The sequence below is a fragment of the Chryseobacterium sp. SSA4.19 genome, from assembly GCF_022601875.1.
Taxonomy (GTDB): Bacteria; Bacteroidota; Bacteroidia; order Flavobacteriales; family Weeksellaceae; genus Chryseobacterium.
Window position 1 is genome coordinate 39678 of sequence record NZ_JAKVIP010000001.1, and the last position, 22398, is coordinate 62075.

Here is a 22398-nt window from a genome sequence, read left to right on the forward strand (position 1 = left end):
GTAAAAAAAATGAATGTTTATAATTGTTTTAATTTAAAATTTCCTTGTATTTTTTAGATTTTAAATATAAAATTAATCTGAAAATTGCATAAAAATATTAATCGAGTATTAAATAAAATAATAAATTTACATGCAGAAGTAAATAGTCTTTATTAAATTTTAGCAAAAGTGTGTTAATGGAGCTGTTCAGTTTTTACAATGTTGAAAATTTATTTTTACCCGATCCCAAGCCTAAACATAAATCAGACCCTACAGTTTCGGGCCTGAGAAACTGGGATGAGAGAAAATATCAGAGCAAGCTCTCCAAAATATCACACGTTTTCAGACTGATAAAAGAAGATAAGGGGATACTGCCATTTATGATTGGCTTATCGGAAGTTTCAGGAAGACAGGTACTTGATGATCTTGTGAAAATCGAGCCTTTTAATTCTGAATATGGAATCGTTCATTACCATTCTAAAGATGAAAGAAAGGTGGATGTTGCATTGCTGTATGACAAAAATAAAGTTGAGGTTAAGCATTCAGAAGCCATCACTTTTTTATTCGAACCAGAAAATAAAAATTCAGAAAGTTACGGCACAACCAGGGATGTACTTTATTCAAAAGTGAGATATAAGGAAAAGGAAATCGATGTTTTTGTGGTTCATCTTCCTTCTCAGCGGGAAAAAAAAATTAATGGTCCGAAAAGAATCCATATTCTGCACGAAATACGGAAGAAGATTTTAAGTATCATCAATGACGACGAAAAGAATATAATTCTATGCGGTGATTTTAATGAAAATCCAACCGATGAAAATTTGGTGCAAATGCTCTACAATGCAGGGCACGAGAAAGTACTGGAGAACCCTTTTCAGCTATTATTCTCAGCAAGAAAATATTCTACTTTCCATTACAGATCAGGATTGCTTTTTGACCAGATCATTTTGTCAAAATCATTTTTCAGTATTGACAGTATATTGCCTTTTCATAGTGCTGAGGTATTCAGCCCACCACAGATCAGCAGCCGGGACCGGAAGTTTGAAGGCCGGCCTTTCCGTACCTATTCCGGGACTCGCTATTTAGGCGGATACAGCGATCATTTCCCGGTTTTTGTAAAATTCGGAGCCAAATAATAAAATACAAAAAACATAAATAAAGTATGAAAAATTCAGATGACATGAGCTATCAGTTAGACTCAATTGACAAAGAAATTATTTATATGCTGATGGATAATGCCAAAACATCTTTGGCCCACATTTCTAAAAATATCGGCATATCAACTACTGCCGTTCACCAAAGGATTAAGAAACTTGAACAGGCAGGCGTTATTGAAAACTCCATCTCCTTTCTCAATCCTAATAAAATAGGATATAAAGTTATTTCTTATATCGGTGTTTTTCTGGATAAACCCAGCCATTATCCCGATATGGTAAAGTCTCTCAAAGATATCAATGAGGTGGTGGAAGCTCATTATACCACAGGAAATTATACCATTTTCCTGAAAGTCCTGTGTAAAGACAATGATCACCTGATGCAGATACTCAGTAAACTTCAGAAGTTGAAAGGAGTTACAAGAACAGAAACTTTCATATCTTTGGAACAAGGTATTTACAGACAATTGAAAGTATAACAGTATGAATATTGCCCAGTATTTGGATTCAACCTATTTGAAAACTCCTCAACAGTCAGGACTATCACATGAGGAAACGTTACAGAAAGATATAGATCTTACTCAGGAAGCTATTGACCACAATTTTTTTGCCGTGATGATCCGTCCGGATTACGTGGCAGATATTAAAAAATATATCAAAGAAAAAAAATCCGGTGTTGTGGTGGGTACGGTTATCGGTTTTCATGAAGGCACGTATTCTTTAGACGAAAAATTTGCAGAAGCCTCCAAAGCGATTGCTGATGAAGCAGACGAGCTGGACTTTGTTATCAACTATTCTGCCTATCTGCAGGGAGATTTACACATTGTCCAGGAAGAATTCATAAAGTGTACACAGCTTTGTTTAGGACATCATAAAGTTGCCAAATGGATTATTGAGATCGCAGCACTTACCGATGAGCAGATCGCAGATCTTACGCAGCATATTTCCGATTGGGCAGAAGACAATTTCTCTGAAGATGATCTTCCGGAAATTTTTGTCAAATCATCTACCGGATTTTACCAAACGGCAGATGGAAAGCCAAACGGAGCTACATTCGAGGGGATAAAGATAATGCTTGCCCATGCAGGAAAACTGTCTGTAAAAGCATCAGGAGGAGTAAGAACCCCTGAAGACGCGGAAAAAATGATCAGCCTCGGCGTGAAAAGAATTGGCACCTCTTCAGCATTGGCCTTAATAAAAGACCAGGCAGGAACAAACGGATATTAACAAGCAGATAATAAAGTGAAAAACCATCAGGTAATGTTGATGGTTTTATATTTTATGCCTGCTGCTGTGCCAGATAATCTGAATAAAATGCCTGGGTTTCGTGAATCAGAGCATCCATTTCTTCTAAAGTAAACACTTCCAGGAATTTCTTTCTGAAATCTTTGAAGTGTGGCACACCACGGAAATAATTGCTGTAATGCTGCCTCATTTCAATCAGTCCCAGTTTTTCACCTTTCCATTCCGCGCTCCATTCCGCATGCTGGCGGACTGCAAGCAAACGGTCTTCAATTTTAGGTGCCTGCAAATGTTCTCCGGTTTTAAAGAAATGTTTTATTTCATTAAAGATCCAGGGATACCCGATTGCGGCACGGCCGATCATAATTCCGTCACACGCATATTTCTGTTTGTATTCCAACGCTTTTTCAGGAGAATCAATATCACCGTTTCCAAAAATAGGAATTTCGATATTAGGGTTTTGCTTAATTCTTGAGATATGTTCCCAGTCGGCTTCCCCTTTATACATCTGTGCGCGGGTTCTTGCATGGATCGTCAGTGCTTTGATCCCGGTTTCCTGAAGACGTTCCGCCACCTCATCGATATTAATGGAAGTGCTGTCCCAACCTAACCGTGTTTTTACGGTTACCGGCAGGCTTGTTGAGCTTACTACGGCTTTCGTTAAGCGGACCATCAAGTCAATATCTTTCAAAACGCCTGCTCCGGCTCCTTTACATACCACTTTTTTTACAGGACAGCCGAAATTGATATCTACAAGATCAGGGTTCACGGTTTCCACAATTCTTGCAGACATAGCCATGGCTTCTTCATCACCTCCGAAAATCTGGATTCCTACGGGCCTCTCATAGTCAAAAATATCAAGCTTTTTTCGGCTCTTCATCGCATCACGGATCAAGCCTTCAGAAGAGATAAACTCTGAATACATCATGTCTGCACCATGCATTTTGCACAGCCTTCTGAACGGCGGATCGCTCACATCCTCCATCGGTGCCAATAAAAGCGGAAATTCCGGCAGTTCTATATTGCCAATTTTTATCATGGTGCAAATTTACAAAATTATAAACTTTGAGAATATGATAATATCTATTAATGTGATGGATGGATTTAAGGCGAAAATTTATATTTAACTGTTCAAACGGATTGGTATTAGAAACTCGCTTTCACCTGCATGCTTCCTATATGGATGGTCCGTTCTCCGGAGTTTCTCCCCTCGTAATTTAAATTCAATTGCAGGAAAGAATTAATTGCCTGTTGGATAAATACGCTCCAGACCTGGTTCTTGCCAGGTTTCAGACCGTCCAGCATCTGGTTTCCGACAATACTGAAATTATTCCCGTTGAAATTGTTGTTGATGAATGAAAAGTTTCCTCTGATAGAAGTCTTCCTGCGCTCCCACTGGATGGTTCCGGTCACATCAAATGCTTTCAGAAGCTCTTCTCCATCCACACGGTCTTTCTGGCGGAAAGCAGAAGAGAGCTCAGCCTGAATAGCATCCGTAAATTTATACGTCGCTTTTGGCTTCGTTTCAAAATTATTCAGCCGGTAATCTCTCGTGGCGAATAATTGAGAGGAGTTCTGGATATCGTGCACGGAGTTTTCCCAGTCAATCCTGAATTCTTTATTGAACCAATACCCGACGTTTAGAAAATGAGAAACCTGTTCCCGTTCTTCATTGCTGAAATTGGCATTGATGAGGTTGTCATTGGATATAAAACGATAGTTTCCGTTCCATCCGGATTTATCAGTCGGGCTGAACTGAACTGATGCTAAAATATTCTGGTTTTTAAGAATCTGGTCATCACTTTTCTCAAATGGATTCAGCACAAGCACCTTATCCTTTTTATAGAATGAGTTTTGGGAATTTAATGAAACGTTGAAGTTCCACCGCTTCAAAAACTTGTTTTCAGAATTAAATACAACAGAAGGATTAACAAATAACGCCAGCTGAATTTTATTTTTGTTGGACGGAATATATCTTACGGAATTGGTATACACCCGTATATATTGTGCCAAATCAGAGTATTCTGCAATTTCAAACTCATCCAGCTGCTGAACACCATCACCGTTATAATCTGTCCATTTATAAATGCCCTGGCCGTCTGTCACTTTAATATACTGGAATTCCCTCTGGGCTTCCTGTCCGTTTCCAAGTTCATAAAATGCCTGCAGACGCATCCCGTTTCTGAAAAGCTGCTGGTTGTAAAGAATATTCCCGACTACAAAATCATTATTTCTGGACATATCGGCATCCTGGTTCTGATAGAAAAATTTTCTGTAATGCAAAAGAGCGTTTAACGTTGTTTTTTCAGTTTTGATGAGCTGGCTTTCCGCCATAAAACCTAAAATATTATTCATGCTCTGAAGCCTGTTATCGCGGACGGAATCATTATCGCGCATATACACTTTCGCCAGTAGTTTTGTCCTTGTGCTGTCACCGATTTTCTTTTGGACAAATACTTCTTTCCAGCTGAAACTGGTGACATCCATCAGCTGGGTATCATTATATTTTTTTTCATTGTGCTCCATACTTCCGCCTACTGCCCAGCTTCCTTTTTTACCGGTGTATTCGGTAGAGGCACCACCACGGATGAATTTGGTGTCCTGAAAAACGGCGTTTGTATTCAGATAAGATAAATTTCCTTTGGTGAAAAATTTGCCGCTGATCCATCCGAAATCCAGATCATTCTTGATCCCTTTATAAGTATCCTGCTCATCAAGGTAATTGATTCTGTAGTTTAATGTTGATTTGTTATTCCATTTATTCAGAAAGCTGAAAATAAACCGGTTCTGTGTCCTGCCACTGAATTCCTGGGCTAAGTTGAAATCTCTAGAGAATTCTACGTCATTGATCCTGTCTAAAATATGAAATTGCCGGTCGATATACTGATATTCAAAATTCGGGGTTCCTTTCCAATTGTTTTTTGTGAATGTTTTATTTCCGAAAATTCTCCAGGCATACCCTATATTCTGATCCGAATCCTTTGAGGAAAATAAATTCAGGTCATAATTGCTCAAGGAAATATCGGCACCTATTTTTCCGTCTTTTAACAGATATTCGGAATTCAATGAATATACCTGGGATTTTTCCGGGGAAGGCAGCTTTCTTACTGCTCTGTAATCACCCATATTCGGGCCTGCGTAGGCGAATACACGACCATTATTGGTTGTCTGGGTAATTTTATAATCTCCGAGATTAGCTCCGAAATAGGTATAGGAAACCGTATACAATGTTTGGGAAGAATCCGTTGAGAACTCATAGTAATTCCCTCCAGGGCTCTGAACCATCCGATAGAGGATCTTATTTACATCATATTCCGTAACAACGCCGGATGGAGCGTACATGAGGTTAGGGTTATTTCCCGCTTCGGCAAGAATCTGCTGGTCTTCCGCAGAGAGATTCAGGGCAAGCGGTGCATTTTTATTATCATTCTCCATGAACCAGTTCAGTCCAAGCTTCAGTTTTTCTCTCTTGTGTTCAACTTTTCCGGTAAATAAGTATCTTGAGTAATTCCTGTTGGTATAATTATAGGAAATGGTAATGAAATTCTGCTGGAAAATCGGACGGAAACTGGTGAAAGTGACTTCCCCCGTATTGTAATTAATAACGTAATCCTGATTTTCTCCACGCTTCATCAAAATACCGTCAATGAAAACCTGTTCAGAACCTGAGATCAGCGTAATAAACTGTTCTCCGTTTTTTCCGGTTAAACGGTAAGGCCCCTGATTGCCTTCAATTCCCTGGAAACGGATCCTGTGGAACTCGCTTCGCGCGACGCCCATAGAAACATCTACAAATGTTTTATTTTCTTTTCCAAACTCTGTCTGGAACTCAAGCCCCATACTGCGTCTCTGATATTTGGCAAAATAATTTTTTGCTTCTACCAAATCAAGGTGGCCGGCCCTAAGGATCGATTTATCCTTAATATTAAGCTGCATGTAAATTTTGTCAAATTCTTCCAGCGTCTGGGTATATCCGTCCGCCTGAATCGGAAGATTGTGATCGGAAATACTGGCTAAAATGGTCACATCCTTAGATAGTCTTCCTGAAATCTGAAGGTCCATGGAACTCTGAACCGACTGTCCCTGGTTATTGCCGAAAGTAATCCCTTTGATGATGGATCCTTTGGAATTCAATTCTCCTAAAAATCTTTTTTTATCATTTCTGGCAAGAACGGCTTCGTCAACAACAATTCTGTTGCTGTTTTTTACAAAATCCAGCGTATCTTTTGCAAAAATATCCTGCTCGAATCTGAAAGCGAGAATGCTGTCCTGGTTAATACTGTCACGCCTTAGGCTGTCTTGTGGAAGATTGGGATTTTTCCACGTAAATACCTGGGCATTACCTGAAAATATGCCTATAAAAAACAACACGAATATCAGGATATAATTTCGCAAGCCTTTTAAAATAATCCGTAAAAATAACCAAAAAATGTTAACGGAAAGGGTTTTAGTAGTATTAACAAAAAATTAATCTCTTTATTGCGTTAAGCTGAAAAAATGCTATAATTTTGCCATACAAATTATTAATATTAAATTTTAAATCATGAAAAAAATTTATTCTTTATTGGCAGCTGCTGTTTTCTCAACTACAGCATTCGGACAGGGAAGTGAAAATTTTGAAGCCCAGACTGCTTTGACAAGCTCTTATGCAAACGGTTCTTTTGCCGGACAGACTTCTGGTGTTACTGTAAACTATGTACATTCGAGAGATGAAGGTTCAGGTACTTCTGATAATTATTCAATCAATGGTAAAGGAATTCTGTTAAGAAGATCAGATGAGCCGAGCTCTGTAGAATTTGTCATCCCAAATGGAGTGGGTACTTTTACCTTCAAATATAGAAAAGCATTTACAGCAGGTACAAATAACCGAGTTTTAGCTGTTTTTATAAATGGAATTCAAACAACAGTAATTCCTGCATTTGGTGCTGCAGGTGCTGATCCTACAGTATATACTTCTAACACGACCGTTAATACTTCCGGACCTGTTACAATAAGAATATCTTATCCTACAGGTACTGCATCTGGTAATAAGCAAATAACAATTGATGATGTTTCATGGACTGCCGCCGGAACTTTAGCAGTTTCTGACTTAGCAGGTAAAAAAGGAAGTTTTGTAAAAAATACTTTTGTCACTACTGAACAGATTTCTTTTGGGGCTCCAGTTAAAGATGTAAAAATTTATAACATGGTTGGACAGATCGTAAAAACAGCTTCTGTAAAAGAAAACGAATCATTAAACATTGCTGAACTACAGAAAGGAAATTACATTGTTACAGGAATAGTAAACAACAAACCGGTTTCTGAAAAAATCTTAAAAGATTAATATAAAACGCATATAAATACAGCCTCCGCTTCATTGAAGCGGAGGTTTTTATGTGCTTGAAGGCATATTGATTTTTATGCTTTTATGAAGCATTTTTGTTAAACATGGTACCCTTTTTGTAATTTTTGATACACTAAATGCATTTTTATGAAAAAAATATTTACTCTTATAGATTTTGTTTCATTCAGTGTACTGGCTCAAGCCCAGATCATCATCAGTGAAATATATGGCGGAGGTGGAGATGCGGGTTCTACCTTAAAAAATGATTATATTATCCTTAAAAATATAGGTACTGAAACTGCTTCTTTACAAGGAGCTACTTTACAGTATGCACCTTCAAATAAAAATTTTGCTCAATATCATACACTGCCTGATATTACTTTATCTCCCGGTCAAAGTTATCTTATTCAGGAAGGATCAGGCGGAGGAGGAACCACGGATCTCCCGGCTCCTGATTTTATGGCAGCAAACATTATGAATTTCGACGGCTCACAAAGTTCATCTGAAGGTCTGGACATTGACAGGATTTCCGGCAGGGTAGTACTGGCAGGTAATGCATTACAGGTGATCAGTCCTAATGATCCTCAGATCATAGATCTTGTAAACTATGGAAGTACTGTACGATTTGCCGGTACAGGAGCGGGAATTACACCTACTGCTGCTACTTCATTCAAAAGAATGGAAAATACACCTTCCAATGTACCTGATTTTGTGATTGCACCTGCAAGTCTCGTAAATTCAATGAGTATAAACGGCAGTACGACCATCGCTGATGTGGATGTGAATTATTCAAAATTTAATTTTATTGTCAATCCTTTTGTGAAAGACAATAATGATATTGTTTTCGGGGGCGAAGTTCAGAATGTGAAGGTGTATGATGAATTCGGACAAGTGGTCATGACTTCGCCAACCAAGATTTCCCACGGACTTGATCTTACCGAATTACCCAAAGGAAAATATACAGTAACGGGAATGATCAATAACGCACCGGTTTCCCAAAAAATTGTCAGAGACTGACGAGCACTATTAATACCATCCTCTTCTGGCTGCATTAATGATAGAACTCAGGTTAAGAATCAGGGTATATCTTATACGTTTTGCATAATCCTTGAAAGCCGGTTCAAATCCTAAAGAAGATTGTACGGGAAAGTAAATTTCAAGGAAATCCGGAATAACCCTTACTTTTATGCCGCTGTCCCAGATGAACTTTGTAGGCCGGCCGCTGTTTTGATAGACGCCGGCATCTGCATAGACATGAAAAATTTTCCAGACACTGGTGTCTACATTAACAGAAGTCAGCCATTTGTTTACTGTTCCGGGGATAAAGGATTTGAAACCTCCGTCTGCCAGCACATACTGCTGTGATAAAATACCTCCCGTGGCACTTTGTCCTAATAAGTTATAAGAAAAAGAATAATCTGAAACCCTTGAAATTCCATAGTTAAAAGTATTGTTTCTCGTATTGTTTCTGATGAAATATCCTGCAAACAGTCTTACGCTCAGTTTCTGTTTCGGAGCAAACTCCCAACGGTAGAAGCCTTCTGCCGTGATTTTATTGAAATCTTCCATTCCTTGTGTGCTCAGGCTTAAACTTTTTTCATGGATACTCTGATTGTCCGAATATCCATATCCTATACTCCACAGATTATAATGGTCATAATCGTTTTTAAGGATCATTTCCTGGTTAAGATCTCTTTCAAAATAATTATAAGAGATACCGATGCCGCGGCTCACCGTACTTCTTGGATTTTTCCTGAAATTAATATTTGAATAAATTGAGGCTTTTCGGTATGCCAGATCGTGATCATAATGGAAAACAGAGCCTGAAATCCCAAAGGTTAAACTTCTGATCATGCTTTCGGCAGGCAGAAAAGAGTAGGCTACCGCTCCTGAACCTACCAGCTTCCCGGTTCCCGTACTGTATGTAGGGGTAATTGAGTAGAGGAACTTCTGATCGAAAAGCGACTGATTTTTAAAATTAAATCCGATCAGGAATTTATCATAGGTATTATTGAACCGTATTCTCGGATTTATATAGATTTCATTGAATTCAGGGTTCGGGATATCCTTGATCAGTTTGAGTTTGATTTTCCTCATGTTTGAAAATACGCCTTTTGCATAAAGAAAATTGTCCCTGTAGTTAGCTTCCGGAAAGATATAATCATCATTCAGTGTAATTTTGTAAACATCCAGCGCCGGAATTGATACCGTTTGCGTTTTTGAATCGCTGCCGGTATTTGTCCAGTATTCTTTTTTCTCGCCGTTTCTTGTTTCGGTCTCCAGCTTTACGGGAATATCGGCCAATGTATTTTTACTGATTTTAACATTCAGGGAATCACCGTCTTTGGTGAATCGTCTGAGTTTAAAATTTACTCTGTTTTTATGCTGGATGAAATCTTCCAGATAAGCCGTCCTTTTATCTTTTTCAGCTAATTCTTTTAGAAAATCTCTTGGGTTAAGCTGTTTGTCAGTATTCTTTGAAATGAAATCACGGACTGTGGTATCAAAATTTTCATGTCCCATTTTATCCGCTGAATAGCTGAATAAGGTTCCGGTCTCAAAATTACTGATCGCCATATCGTTAAAATTACTCAGAACGGCATATTTCTCATCAATTTTCTGATCTAAATTTTGAGCCATGATGTACTGGTAAGCCAAACCGTACCGTTCGATCAGTTTTACATTCGAGGCATGAAATAGTTTTAAAGGTTTTATTCCGAAAATTTTTGTTTCAGGCAGGGTGCCTAAAAGCTTGGTCTGCGGATAGAATTTTTTTAAATACTGAATTTCAAGATAAGATTTTAATCCGTTTTTAAACCAGTGATTATCCTGCTTGTCTGTGATGATGCTTTCATCTAAAATCTTTTTAGCCATGATCCCGAAATAATCGAGGTCGGTTTTTTCTGCGTCGGTAAATAACCTGAACCTGAATTTCCAGACAGAGATATCATTGTTCCCGAAAAAGTCTTCCTTGGCTCTGAATTTCTCAGAAATAAAAAGCCTTTCCGGAATAAAGCCGATTTTTTCTTTAATGAATCTCAACTGCAAAGGCAGGTAAAACTCCAGATTCTGCTTTTCCTGAGCCGTTAAACTGTATCCGAATTTTACTTCGGTATCAGTGCCGTCGATATTGATCCGCACAGAAGGGTATTGATTTTGTGAAATCAGAAATTCAGGATCTGAATCAAGATATCCTTTAAAGGAATTTATCTGAACCTGCTGCAGGTTGCTTTCAATAAAATAATTTACCGGAAGATCAAAATGAACCGTCCAGAATGTATTGAAATTTACGGATTCTTCAATATCAACATAATTTCTCGGAATATTATTGTCCGGATCAAAATGATCCGGAACAATAAAAAAGTATTTTAGTGCGGTCTGAGTATCGGATGTTCCATAACCGGTAAATTTCCGGTCAGGAAGCTGAACCTGATACTGCAGCTGAAGCTTTATTCTTTCTCCGGGCGGCAATGCTTCTTTTAGCGGAAGCCGGAGATTTTCATCCGAGAGAGAACTGAAAGGTATTTTCTCATCAGCATTTTTTACCTCTAAACGTATTAATGTTCCAAGCTCATCTTTTTTAGCAAAATGAAGGTCTGTATTCCGGTCTTCCAGTTTTCTGTAAACCAGGGAAGTTCCTCTTTTGCGATAAGCCGAAACCCAGTTTAAAAGCTTTATCGTATCCAGTTCTTTTCCGGAATGGTTGTAATACACAAGCTCCTGACTGACATCCAGTATTTTTTTATCTGAAGAAAGTCTGGCTTCAATAGAGATGCTGTCTTTCTGGGCAGAAGCTTCTGCTACGCCCAAAAACAAAATAAGACAAATGCTGATCCTTTTCAATATTCCTGATAAAGCATCAAATATAACTTAATTTTTCAGAAATTAATCCGGCATTCAACTGTGAATTGATTTTTTTCATAAAGAATTAATATATGCGCTCCAGCCTTCATTTTTGTACATGATAGCAGCTTCGGCCGGATTTTCAGATTTGTATATGCCTCTTCCTACAATAATGAAATCGGTATGAAGCATTTTGAATACATGTTCAGGTGTATTGTACTGCTGTCCTTTTCCATCGCCTGAATCTGCTAAGTTCACTCCAGGAGTAAACAAAAGCATTTCTTCAGGAAGCGGGTTTTGGGAAACGCCTCCGATTACATTAGGATGTGATAACGCCACCTTTAATGCTTCCTCCCGGTAACTTGAAGTTGTTAAAGCCCCTTTAGAAGACATTCCTATAATGGCCACCACCCCTACATTCCTAAAGCAGTCTAAAGATTCAAAACCACCGATTACCTGGGACGTGACAAAGTCTGCCCAATCTGTAATTTTAAAAACACCGCTCGTGAACTGAAGTTCCTGGGTATTGCCGATGTCGGCAAACTTACGGTCTTCCATCAGAAGGAAATTATGCTGTGCAGCCAATGCCTTCAGTGGAGTAATGGTTTTTTCGTATTCGAAGTCGGAGATGATATCGATATGGGTTTTTAAAGCAATAATATGCGGTCCTACCTGATCAGCCAGAGCCAGCAGTTCCTGTGTAGTTGTCACATCTGCAGAAGCAATCAGGTTAGACTGTTTGGCTAAAGCGGTTTCCAGCAGTTTTTTAGAAACAGAATGCTGCGCAGTTTCCAGTTTTTGTTCATAAGAAAATCTTACTTTTTCTTCAAAATTAATATGGTTTCCCTGTAAAAAGTCCTGGATCCTTTTTACTTCATCATCTGTTAATTCACCGGTTTCTTTAAGAATTCCGCACACTTCCGTAATATTAAAAAGCGTATGAACCTTATAGCCTTTTCTCTCAAGAAGTTGTTTTCCGCCTTGTTCCCTGTCTAAAACAACTACGATATCAGCTACTTTAAGGTCTTCCTGCTCCACTTCAGCAATCGTTTCAATCAAAGATTTTCCTGACGTAATAACATCTTCTACCAGCAAGCAGTTCTGTCCTTTCTGGTAAATTCCCTCGATCAGTTTTTTGGTACCGTAATTTTTCGCTTCTTTTCTTTTAATAATTAACGGAATATAACTTTCCAGAGACATGGCGGTAGCCATAGGAAGTGCAGCATAAGGAACACCGCAAATCAGATCAAAATTATCCAACGGAAGCATTTCCAATAAATAATTAGCCAGGTTTTTCAGTATTTTAGGATCTGAAGCCAAAGGTCTCAGGTCTACATAAAACGGACTTTCAATACCGCTCTTTAAGGTAAATCTACCAAATTTGATGATGCCCAGCTTATAACACTCCAGGAAGAATTCTTTTTTACTTTCCATTAATTTTTTATTAGATGTTGCAAATTTAAGGATTTGATGTGAAGACTGAAAGGTTCAAATGTCAATTATGAAGTTTACTTTATAAAACAATAATAGAAACAATTATTATTCAAAGTGAAATAAAGCAGATTGCTTTAGTACCGTTCACAAAAAACCATCCCGAAGGATGGTTCATTATTTTACGATTTCAGCGTCGATAACTTTCGTACCGGCTGTACTGTACTTTCTTTCAGTTTCCCATATCAGGAACTTGTCTACTTCTCTGATCAGTTTCGGGATCACTAAAGATAATACCGCTAAGTCATCCATAATTCCTAAAACAGGCAAAGCAAAATCCGGAAGAATATCAATAGGAGAGACCACATACAGCATTCCTAACATAGGCAGGATTATATCAATGGATCTCATCGGATATTGTCCTCTCTTCCACATTCTCACCATCCTGAAAATGTCAGGAATCTTTCTGACAAATCCCTTATGGCTGATCGCTTCTTTCGCCAGATTCAATTTTGAATACTTCATTTTTGGTGTTGATTAAATAATTCTTTAAAACTGTAAGTTTCTCAAATTCTGTACCAACTCCTCACAATTTTAGTTAAAGTATTATTTAATAATATTATCAATAAATTGATGTACGGATTCTGTGTTCCAGTCCCTTGACGCATCTTCTTTGATAATGATCCTTCCGTTTTTATCCAGCAGATAAGTAGTAGGAAATACTTTCGGGAGGATTTTTTCAGAGATCGGGCTTTGTGCGATATAAACAGGAACATTGTAGTTGTTGTCCTTCAGAAATTTCCTTACAGCCTCTTCCTGGTCGTTCATGGCGATTAAGACAAAATCCACATGATCTTTTCTGGTATCATATAATTTCTGGATCGAAGGCCATTCTTTTCTGCATGGAGGGCACCATGTTCCCCAGAAATTCAGAAAAACAGCTTTGTTTTTGAAACTTTTAAGATTGGTGCTCGGGGTATTGATTCCCTGAAGTTCAACATCATAATCTTCATCACTCACATGAACTGCATTCTCAATGGTCGCAATCGGAAAAAAGGTATCCTGCAATTTTTCCTTCACTCCCGGAACAAAGACGATTACGCCAATAATGGCAATCAGAATAAGATAAATTATATTTTTTTTCATTTTATTTTTGAATAGGATTACAGCAATTCCAAAATTTCCTGAACAGCATCTTTTCCCCTGTTTTTGGCATAATACAACTGCAGGTCATTATAAAAAGTTTCCTTTGGATAGGCTTCGGGATCTGCTTTATACTTCATCAATAGTTCTTTACCGTATTGCGGACGTGGCCCCCAAGAATTTTTTACCTTGAAATCCTGATCGAGAATAATCACTTTCGGGATAGATTCCGTGTTGTTGGTCAAAAACTGATTAATTAAGCTCTTATCACTGTCCCTGAGGAATATTCTGACTTCATTTTTACCTTCAAAAAATTTAACCAGAGCCGGAACGGTAGCACTGGCATCGCCACACCATACTTCGGAAATAATCATGATCTTTCCGTTAAAATTTCTGGCTTCGAGTTCCTTTAACTGATCTTCATTCGGAACATATTTCTTTAAGGTCCTGTCAATTCTCTGAAGACCTAATCCATAGTATTTTTTATATTCAATGTCCTGTGGTGTTACAGGATTGGCCAATCTCTGTTTTCCGATTTCCATATACTCTTCGAAAGAGATACTTTTCTCCCAGTAATTTTCCATTACTAAAATTTTTTATGATTAAAAATTATTGATGTTTCTTGTTTTATTGATCAAAAATAAATCTGCCAACACAAAAGCTGCCAGGCTTTCCACAACAGGAACTGCTCTTGGAAGGACACAGGGATCGTGGCGCCCTTTCCCTTCCACGATAACAGGATTTCCATATTTGTCAATACTTTCCTGAGGCCTTAAAATGGTTGCTATAGGTTTAAAAGCTACGCGGAAATAAATATCCATCCCATTGGAAATTCCTCCCTGAATTCCTCCTGAAAGATTAGACTTAGTGGTGAAATCTTCATTAAAAAGATCGTTGTGTTCTTTACCGGTCATTTTTGCCCCGCAAAATCCGCTCCCGTATTCAAATCCTTTGGCCGCATTGATATTTAACATAGCTTTGCCTAATTCTGCCTGAAGTTTTGAGAAAACAGGTTCTCCGATTCCTACGGGAACATTTTTAATCACGCCGGTAATCGTGCCGCCGATCGTGTTGCCTTCTTTTTTGATTTCTTTGATTCTGGCAATCATTTTTTCGGCAGTTTCCGCATCGGGACAGCGTACTTCGTTACTTTCGGTTTTGGTAAAATCCAGAGCTTGGTAAGGTTTTTCACAAAAGATTTCTCCTACGGAAGATACATAGGCATTGATTTCTATGTCTGATAACAGCTGTTTTGCCAAGGCACCGGCAACTACCCAGTTAATGGTTTCCCGTGCAGAAGATTTCCCGCCGCCGCGATAATCCCTCAGTCCGAACTTTTTGTCATACGTGAAGTCTGCATGGCTTGGACGGTAGGATTCTGCAATGTGGTCATAATCCTTTGACTTCTGATTTTCGTTTTCTATGATAAAACCAATAGGAGTTCCCGTTGTTTTTCCATCAAAAATACCTGAAAGAAATTTTACGGTATCGCTTTCCTTTCTCTGGGTAACAATAGCAGACTGCCCGGGCTTCCTGCGGTCCAGTTCATTTTGAATAGCTTCAAGATCAACCGTTAAGCCAGCCGGAAAATTATTGATGATTCCGCCATACGCAAGACCATGGCTTTCTCCAAATGTAGTAAGGCTGAGTAAATTGCCTAAAGTATTTAACATGAGGTAAATTTACAGCTTTTTCTTCAGATGTAAAGAATACTTGATTTGTTCTGTAGATATGATTTTTAGCAGGATAGATAATCGTTATATCTCCGGTTTCGAGTCATCTTTCGGATCAATTTCAAGATATTGCGTTTTTTCTTTTACCTTAAGATTTAGAATTTTAGAGAATTGGAAGTTAACATAGAATGAATTCCATAAACTAACAGCATAAAAAAGATTGCTTGAAAAAGCAATCTTTCTATCTATATATGTTAAAATTATATTTTTATCTTGGCTGAACCCTTCCGTCTTTTCTGTCACCGGCTCTACCAATAGTATATCCTGTTGCACCACCGACCACACCGCCGATTACTGCACCAAGTCCTCTGTTTTTCTTCGCAATAATAGCTCCGGCTGCTGCTCCACCTACTGTACCGATAATAGTTCCTTTTGCAGCTTTACTCATACCTTTTCTTTGAGTAGTACCCTGGGAGGAACTGCTGCCGTTATTTGCATAAGTCCCATTATTGCTGCTGGAGCTAGGTCTGTCTCTATATACGGTACGTGTCTCCCTGATTACCTGCGGCTTAGAATTGGCAGCAGCAGTCCTTGCTTTCTGAACTTCAGTAATGCTGTCTGCTTTTTTCTGAGCTTCGTAAGCCATTTTTTCTTTTTCAATAGCTAACTTTTGCTTTTCAATTTCAAGCTGTCTCATCTGGAATTCAACTTTTTGTTGTTCCAGGGATTTTTCAGCAATCTGATCATCTTTTTTACAGGCAGTCAGTAAAAAAACTGAAACCAAACCTGTTACCACTATACTTTTCATAATTCAAATTTTAATATAAGATGCTAAAAGCATAACATTGATGACATATTATTCCAATTATGAAGCCAAACAAAGTTAAGTAATGTTAAATATTATGGATTATTGAGAAATCATTACTATTAACGGAGTTTATAGGCCTTTAATCTCATCAATAAATCTGTTAATCTGTGAATATATTATGAATAATGATTATTTAATCTATCATTTTTGTTTGATCGATGTGAATTTGTTACCTTCGGTAAATCAAATTACAATATTATGAAAATTTCAGTTTTTAAGGTCCTGTTGATGTCAGGACTGATGGGTATTCTGACAGGGTGCTCATCCAATGAAGATTTGCTTGATAAGGATGCTTCCAGTCAAACCCCGGCAAAAGAAACTTCAAAAACAAAGACTTATACCGTCCGATATGGTCTTGTTTCCCAGAATGGCACGAAGACTCTTACCGGAAGTTATGACATTGGAAGTTTTGTCGCTACCAACACGATTACCGGAGAATCTTTTGAAACTTATGCGGGTGGCGGATTCCAGTCGTTACCAAAATATAGTGAAGGAATTCCTACCGGAACGTATACATTTACTGCTATGCAGGGGCAGGGTGGCTGGGTAGGATATGGTTCTGTTACAGGAGCAGTTTCTGATGCACAGGTAGATCAGGATGGCTACATTACTGTATATGTTCCTATTGTTTGGGAAGAGTAATTCCAGATTGAAGTTTTAATTACCGGCTTATGCAATGAATGTATCTGTTTCATATAGATTTTTCAGGTAAGTAATGTCTGTACTTATTAATGGAAAATTTTACCACTTACTTAATGGCTCCCTGATAGAGGCCATTTATTATGTAGGGTATAATTTTCAGTATCTTATGATCCGGCTCATATTGTAGACTCTTTTAAGTTGCTAATTTTGTGAATAATAAGACATCAAAAATAATTATATGAAAAAAGTAATGCTATTAATGCTGGGAATAAGTCTTTTTGCAGTAAGCTGTAAAAAACAGGAAACGCAAAATGAAAATAACACGATAAGTGATTCGGCTTCCACTTCAGCTCCTATGTCCGGTGACATGTCCGGAACGGGAACAGAAATGGATACTACCGCAAGTGTTCGTGACAGTGCAATGAATCAAGGGACTGGCACAGGAACCGGAACTACTGATCAGACAACAACTCCGAACCAGAACAATGGATCTAATCCAGGAGGTGCACAAAATTCTTCAGGTACCGGTGCTACAAATACGGGAACTGGCTCTGGGACTACAGGTACAGGAAGTAATTCAACAAGATAAAACAAGAATACTTTTTTAGACCCCATACCCCTTTTTAAAAACTCCTCAGCAATGAGGAGTTTTATTTAAAAAATAGTTCTAAATATCAATACTCATTCCAAGATAATTTCACAGAAAACAAGATATTAGGGTAATGATAAATATCTTTATGATGTAGTAATTCTTTAATCAAAGAAACTACTTAATGAGTTGCTTATATGATTTAACTCATAAATTCTATGTGATATTAAATTTAATTTTATGACAGAATTAAATTAATTGATTCAACAAATTTTTTTTCATCATTTGTGTTTTTGAGGCCTTCTTTCATTAGGAGGCCTTATTTTATAGCAGGTGTTTAAGTAATTTTACGAATTGTTATAAAGACATAAGTATAGCTTTTAGACATCTTTTACCTTTTATCTTCTCCGGTGAATAATAAAAACCGGAATATAGACGTTTGTTTTAAACAATATTATTTTGATACTTGTAAAGATTCTATAAAAACATCGTGTTTTATACCATATATTATTAAAAATCGGATTAGATTTGCACGGATTAATATTAAATGATAACTAATGAAGAAAATTTCTACTTTTCTAGTACTTCTTCTGTGTTTGTTGAATGTAGGCATTGTTTCGAATGCTTATGGACAGGCACCTGCCACTTTACCTTATTCACAGGACTTTAACACCGCGAATGATTTCACGCTTGTCAACGGAACGCTGACAAATAAGTGGTTTTACGGTACTGCAACAGGTAATCCCGGAAGTTCTATTTACATTTCGAATAACGGTGGTGTTGACAATGCTTATGACACTGATTCTGAAAGTGTTGTTCATGCTTACAGAGATTTTACAATCCCTGCAGGATCTACTGTTTCAACCCTTTCTTTTGATTGGAAGGGAGAAGGAGAGTCTGGCTATGATTTCCTCAGAGTCTGGCTTGTTCCGGATACTTTTACACCAGTTGCAGGTGATAATATTACATCAGGGACAGATATATTCGAGATAGGACAGTTTGGTCAGGACGGCTCCTGGCAGACCTACAGTAATCCTGCCGTAGATATAAGTGCATATGCAGGAAGTACCATGCGTCTTGTATTTGAATGGACCAATGATACCAGTTTCGGGACACAGCCTTCTATGGCTGTTGATAATATTAATATTGCCATTCCTTCTTGTATTATGCCATCTGCACCAGCAGTGTCTGGAGTAGGAGTTAATACGGCTACTTTATCCTGGTCTGCTCCGTCTCCTGTTCCCGGAATCGGATATGAATATTATCTGAGTACAACCAATACGGCACCGGGCGCTTCTACGCCAGCAATCGCTAATGCAGGAACGACAGTTAATCTTGGAAGTTTAATGAGTGGAACTACTTATTATTGGTGGGTACGTTCCATATGCAGTGCTTCCGATACAAGTATATGGGTTGCCGGACCTAGTTTTAATACTGATCAGATACCGGCTACCATTCCTTATACTCAGGATTTTACGACTGGAAACGATATGCAGCTTGAGAATGGAACGTTGACGAACAAATGGTTTTATGGTTCAGCAACCGGAAATACAGGAAACTCCCTTTATATTTCCGATACAGACGGAACCACAAATACTTATGATACCGGTTCATCAAGTATTGTGCATGCCTTCAGAGATATTATAGTTCCTGCAGGAACAAGTGATGCAACCTTATCATTCGACTGGAAAGGAGAAGGTGAATCAAACTGGGATTTTTTAAGAGTCTGGATGGTACCTGTTACTTATGTACCTATGGCAGGAACCGAAATTACTGCCGGGGGAGGAGTTATTCAGATTGGCGGAAACTTTAATCAGCAGGCAGAATGGCAGAATTATTTCGATACAGGATTAGACTTAAGCAGTTTTGCCGGGGGTACGATGCGTCTTGTATTTGAATGGACCAATGACTCAGGCGGCGGAACACAGCCTCCTATTGCTATTGATAATATTAATTTAAGTATTCCTACGTGTAAAGTTCCTTTGAATATACAGGTGACATCTGTAGGATCAAATACTGCTTCAATAAGCTGGACAGCGCCAGTACCGGCACCTGTTGGAGGATATCAGATTTATCTGTCAACAACAAATGTTGCTCCTAACTTTGCAAGTTTACCGACTTCAACTTCACCAGGAACTACAGCTGTGCTGTCTCCATTAACCCCTAACACGACTTATTATTTTTGGGTACGTTCAGTATGCGCAGGATCTGACAGAAGTTTCTGGATTGCCGGGCCAAGTTTTACAACCTCTCAGATACCGGCTACTATTCCTTATCTTCAGCAGTTTAACACGGGAAGCGACTTAGGATATACCAATGGTACTCAAACCAATAAATGGACATACGGAAATGCTACAGGAAATACAGGGAATTCTCTTTATATTTCTGACACTAACGGAACTACAAATACGTATGATACGGGATCATCAAGCATTGTCCATGCTTACAGGGATATTCTTGTTCCTCCATCAACCACCACGGCTACTTTCTCTTATGACTGGAAAGCTGAAGGTGAATCCAATTGGGATTTCTTAAGAGTTTGGTTAGTGCCTACCACATATATGCCAACTTCAGGAAATGAGATTACAGCCGGGACAGGAAGAATCCAGATCGGAGGAAACCTTAATCAGCAGGCTTCCTGGCAGACTGTCCTTAATCCTACTTTAGATATCAGCAGCTTTGCAGGGCAGACCATGCGTCTTGTATTTGAATGGACTAATGACTCAGGCGGTGGTAACCAGCCTCCTGCGGCTATTGATAATATTAACCTGCGTATCTGCAGCAATGCAACTCCTGTTGTAACTGTTGGTACCCCTACATATAATTCAGTTGTACTGACATGGAATCAGGATATTGGAGGAGCGACTTATACAATCCGCTACAGGCCTGTTGGTTCTGTTACCTGGCAGACGGTAACTGTAGGAGCAGCAGCTGCACCTGCAACAACCAATACAATAACCTTAAACGGTCTTTTATCTGCAACCCAGTATGAAGTTGAAGTTGCTGCAGTCTGCAACGGTAATGCAGGGAACTATTCTCACAGCACTTTTGTTACAAGATGTGACCCAACTCCACCTAATGTAACCATCAGTAATATTACAACAACTTCAGCTTTGGTTGCCTGGGCTCCATTGGCTGCAAGCTCTCATTATTTTATGAGATACAGGATTGTTGGAAGCGGTGACGCAGGCTGGAGTACAAATATTCCTTTACCGGCAGCTCCGGCAAACACGTATCCTCTTAATGGGCTTAATGTTTACACTACATATGAAGTACAGATTGCCAATATGTGTGATAGTGAAAGTACATTAAATACATGGTCTAATCCTAAAGTATTTACAACACAAAGGACCTGTGATATTGCTCCTCCGGGATTAACGATTACAGCACTTACTCCGACTACAGCAGCAGTAACATGGGAGCCATTTCCGGGAGCTGTTTATATTTTAAGATATAGAAAAGTAGGTATTCCAAGCTGGACACAGGTTAATTCGGATACAAATACTGTGATGCTGTCAGGTTTAACCGAGCTGACCCAATACGAGATGGAGGTTGTAAATGTGTGTGGCGGAACTCCGGGAACCTATACAGAGCCGTATTTTTTCACTACGCCTACTATTGTTTATTGTCAGATGGCATCAACTGCATCAGCTGCTGACTATATTTCAAAAGTAACGGTGGCCCCAACCGGCAAGCCGGAAATGGAAAACCAGTCTTTAGGATCAAACTACACCGATTATACCGGAGTTACCAATAAATTCATTGAATTGATTCAAGGTTCTTCGAACAACAAGATTACGATAGAGAAAAAACTATCAGGAAATGCAAATGCCGGTGTTGCTGTATGGATTGACTTTAACAGAAACGGGTATTTTGATATTAATGAAAGAATATTGGTTTCGGGATCAAATAATACAGAAACCGTAAGCGCAACATTCTCTGTGCCTGCTGATGCCTTTATCAGTATGAGCGACTTCAAATATGTAGTAATGAGAGTGGCAATGCAGAAAGACGGAATCCCTGTAAACTGTACCAGCTTCCCGAATGGTGAGGTGGAAGACTATACGGTAAGGATTTCCAAACCGATGGTTCAAAATCCTGTTAACCAGACAGAAATATTGATTTATCCTAATCCTGTAAAAACAGTACTGAATGTGAAAAACATCAGTAAAAGAGCTAATTATAAGATTTATAATGCTGCAGGACAATTGGTGTCATCAGGCATTATTTTAAATAATAAAATTGATGTACATACGCTGATTAACGGAGTGTATGTGATCGATATTGAAGATGCTCAAGGGGCTGTACAGAAGAAATTCATAAAAGAATAAGAAGCAACTAATCTATTAATTATAAATAAGCTCTCATTGTTGAGAGCTTATTTTTTTGTTAACAAAATTTAAAATATTGCTAAAGGATAAAGTTTTATGGATTTTATTGTAAAATATTGAATGTGAATGTTTTAATAAGTTATGTGTTTTCTTACATATCTTAAATATTTTTTAACGTCTTAT

Annotated in this window: 17 protein-coding genes; 8 read left to right on the forward strand and 9 right to left on the reverse strand. The window is 38.3% G+C overall.

The genetic code is table 11. From position 1 onward, the window contains the following. Positions 1-176 precede the first annotated feature (176 nt). Genes MKJ01_RS00175 through deoC form a run of 3 tightly spaced genes read left to right on the forward strand, consistent with a single transcriptional unit; the run spans position 177 to position 2357 of the window. A complete protein-coding gene (locus MKJ01_RS00175) occupies positions 177-1112 on the forward strand; it encodes a hypothetical protein (RefSeq protein ID WP_241610804.1) in 936 nt (311 codons plus the stop codon). Between the two features lie 26 nt (positions 1113-1138). Then, positions 1139-1609 carry an Lrp/AsnC ligand binding domain-containing protein gene (locus MKJ01_RS00180; RefSeq protein WP_241610805.1) on the forward strand — a complete coding sequence of 157 codons (471 nt, stop codon included), beginning with the start codon at positions 1139-1141 and terminating at the stop codon, positions 1607-1609. A 4-nt stretch (positions 1610-1613) separates the two neighbouring features. Continuing rightward, positions 1614-2357 (forward strand): deoxyribose-phosphate aldolase, encoded by a 744-nt coding sequence (gene deoC / locus MKJ01_RS00185; protein ID WP_241610806.1) that lies wholly within the window; start codon positions 1614-1616, stop codon positions 2355-2357. A 52-nt stretch (positions 2358-2409) separates the two neighbouring features. Here deoC and dusB read toward each other — a convergent pair whose 3' ends face one another. Both dusB and MKJ01_RS00195 read right to left on the reverse strand, forming a co-directional pair. Then, the gene (gene dusB / locus MKJ01_RS00190) at positions 2410-3411 is read right to left on the reverse strand and encodes a tRNA dihydrouridine synthase DusB (RefSeq protein ID WP_241610809.1); all 1002 of its coding nucleotides are present in this window, start codon (positions 3409-3411) and stop codon (positions 2410-2412) included. Between the two features lie 107 nt (positions 3412-3518). After that, entirely contained in the window at positions 3519-6743 is a 3225-nt protein-coding gene (locus MKJ01_RS00195) for a hypothetical protein (RefSeq protein ID WP_241610811.1), read from the reverse strand. 172 nt (positions 6744-6915) lie between these two features. Here MKJ01_RS00195 and MKJ01_RS00200 point away from each other — a divergent pair, with 172 nt between their 5' ends. After that, entirely contained in the window at positions 6916-7695 is a 780-nt protein-coding gene (locus MKJ01_RS00200) for a T9SS type A sorting domain-containing protein (protein WP_241610813.1), read from the forward strand. Positions 7696-7842: 147 nt separating this feature from the next. After that, positions 7843-8712, forward strand: a complete 870-nt coding sequence (locus MKJ01_RS00205) for a lamin tail domain-containing protein (RefSeq protein WP_241610815.1) — start codon at positions 7843-7845, stop codon at positions 8710-8712. A 9-nt stretch (positions 8713-8721) separates the two neighbouring features. On the opposite strand, the gene MKJ01_RS00210 is transcribed toward MKJ01_RS00205, so the two are convergent. The 7 genes from MKJ01_RS00210 to MKJ01_RS00240 form a co-directional block, all read right to left on the reverse strand. Continuing rightward, positions 8722-11505 carry a hypothetical protein gene (locus tag MKJ01_RS00210; protein WP_241610817.1) on the reverse strand — a complete coding sequence of 928 codons (2784 nt, stop codon included), beginning with the start codon at positions 11503-11505 and terminating at the stop codon, positions 8722-8724. A 108-nt stretch (positions 11506-11613) separates the two neighbouring features. Continuing rightward, a complete protein-coding gene (gene pyrF / locus MKJ01_RS00215) occupies positions 11614-12972 on the reverse strand; it encodes an orotidine-5'-phosphate decarboxylase (protein WP_241610819.1) in 1359 nt (452 codons plus the stop codon). Positions 12973-13146: 174 nt separating this feature from the next. Next, on the reverse strand, positions 13147-13494 hold the full coding sequence (locus MKJ01_RS00220; RefSeq protein WP_241610821.1) for a YkvA family protein: 348 nt from the start codon (positions 13492-13494) through the stop codon (positions 13147-13149). 81 nt (positions 13495-13575) lie between these two features. Next, positions 13576-14115 carry a TlpA disulfide reductase family protein gene (locus tag MKJ01_RS00225; RefSeq protein ID WP_241610823.1) on the reverse strand — a complete coding sequence of 180 codons (540 nt, stop codon included), beginning with the start codon at positions 14113-14115 and terminating at the stop codon, positions 13576-13578. Positions 14116-14132: 17 nt separating this feature from the next. Continuing rightward, on the reverse strand, positions 14133-14696 hold the full coding sequence (locus tag MKJ01_RS00230; RefSeq protein WP_241610825.1) for a thioredoxin family protein: 564 nt from the start codon (positions 14694-14696) through the stop codon (positions 14133-14135). Between the two features lie 18 nt (positions 14697-14714). Next, on the reverse strand, positions 14715-15785 hold the full coding sequence (gene aroC / locus MKJ01_RS00235) for a chorismate synthase (protein ID WP_241610826.1): 1071 nt from the start codon (positions 15783-15785) through the stop codon (positions 14715-14717). 268 nt (positions 15786-16053) lie between these two features. Further along, positions 16054-16593 (reverse strand): YMGG-like glycine zipper-containing protein, encoded by a 540-nt coding sequence (locus tag MKJ01_RS00240; RefSeq protein ID WP_241610827.1) that lies wholly within the window; start codon positions 16591-16593, stop codon positions 16054-16056. 258 nt (positions 16594-16851) lie between these two features. Here MKJ01_RS00240 and MKJ01_RS00245 point away from each other — a divergent pair, with 258 nt between their 5' ends. The 3 genes from MKJ01_RS00245 to MKJ01_RS00255 all read left to right on the forward strand — a co-directional run bounded on the left by MKJ01_RS00245 (position 16852) and on the right by MKJ01_RS00255 (position 22215). After that, positions 16852-17295, forward strand: coding sequence for a hypothetical protein (locus tag MKJ01_RS00245; RefSeq protein WP_241610828.1), 444 nt, complete (start codon positions 16852-16854; stop codon positions 17293-17295). Between the two features lie 238 nt (positions 17296-17533). Continuing rightward, positions 17534-17884: a hypothetical protein gene (locus MKJ01_RS00250; RefSeq protein WP_241610829.1), complete on the forward strand. Its 351-nt coding sequence runs from the start codon at positions 17534-17536 to the stop codon at positions 17882-17884. Between the two features lie 557 nt (positions 17885-18441). Continuing rightward, a complete protein-coding gene (locus tag MKJ01_RS00255) occupies positions 18442-22215 on the forward strand; it encodes a fibronectin type III domain-containing protein (protein ID WP_241610830.1) in 3774 nt (1257 codons plus the stop codon). Positions 22216-22398: the final 183 nt, after the last annotated feature.

Coding starts and splice junctions, on each gene's coding strand:
- MKJ01_RS00175 (WP_241610804.1), top strand. CDS start 177: ATGGAGCTGTTCAGTTTTTACAATGTTGAAAATTTATTTTTACCCGAT.
- MKJ01_RS00180 (WP_241610805.1), top strand. CDS start 1,139: ATGAAAAATTCAGATGACATGAGCTATCAGTTAGACTCAATTGACAAA.
- deoC (WP_241610806.1), top strand. CDS start 1,614: ATGAATATTGCCCAGTATTTGGATTCAACCTATTTGAAAACTCCTCAA.
- dusB (WP_241610809.1), bottom strand. CDS start 3,411: ATGATAAAAATTGGCAATATAGAACTGCCGGAATTTCCGCTTTTATTG.
- MKJ01_RS00200 (WP_241610813.1), top strand. CDS start 6,916: ATGAAAAAAATTTATTCTTTATTGGCAGCTGCTGTTTTCTCAACTACA.
- MKJ01_RS00205 (WP_241610815.1), top strand. CDS start 7,843: ATGAAAAAAATATTTACTCTTATAGATTTTGTTTCATTCAGTGTACTG.
- pyrF (WP_241610819.1), bottom strand. CDS start 12,972: ATGGAAAGTAAAAAAGAATTCTTCCTGGAGTGTTATAAGCTGGGCATC.
- MKJ01_RS00220 (WP_241610821.1), bottom strand. CDS start 13,494: ATGAAGTATTCAAAATTGAATCTGGCGAAAGAAGCGATCAGCCATAAG.
- MKJ01_RS00225 (WP_241610823.1), bottom strand. CDS start 14,115: ATGAAAAAAAATATAATTTATCTTATTCTGATTGCCATTATTGGCGTA.
- MKJ01_RS00230 (WP_241610825.1), bottom strand. CDS start 14,696: ATGGAAAATTACTGGGAGAAAAGTATCTCTTTCGAAGAGTATATGGAA.
- aroC (WP_241610826.1), bottom strand. CDS start 15,785: ATGTTAAATACTTTAGGCAATTTACTCAGCCTTACTACATTTGGAGAA.
- MKJ01_RS00240 (WP_241610827.1), bottom strand. CDS start 16,593: ATGAAAAGTATAGTGGTAACAGGTTTGGTTTCAGTTTTTTTACTGACT.
- MKJ01_RS00245 (WP_241610828.1), top strand. CDS start 16,852: ATGAAAATTTCAGTTTTTAAGGTCCTGTTGATGTCAGGACTGATGGGT.
- MKJ01_RS00250 (WP_241610829.1), top strand. CDS start 17,534: ATGAAAAAAGTAATGCTATTAATGCTGGGAATAAGTCTTTTTGCAGTA.
- MKJ01_RS00255 (WP_241610830.1), top strand. CDS start 18,442: ATGAAGAAAATTTCTACTTTTCTAGTACTTCTTCTGTGTTTGTTGAAT.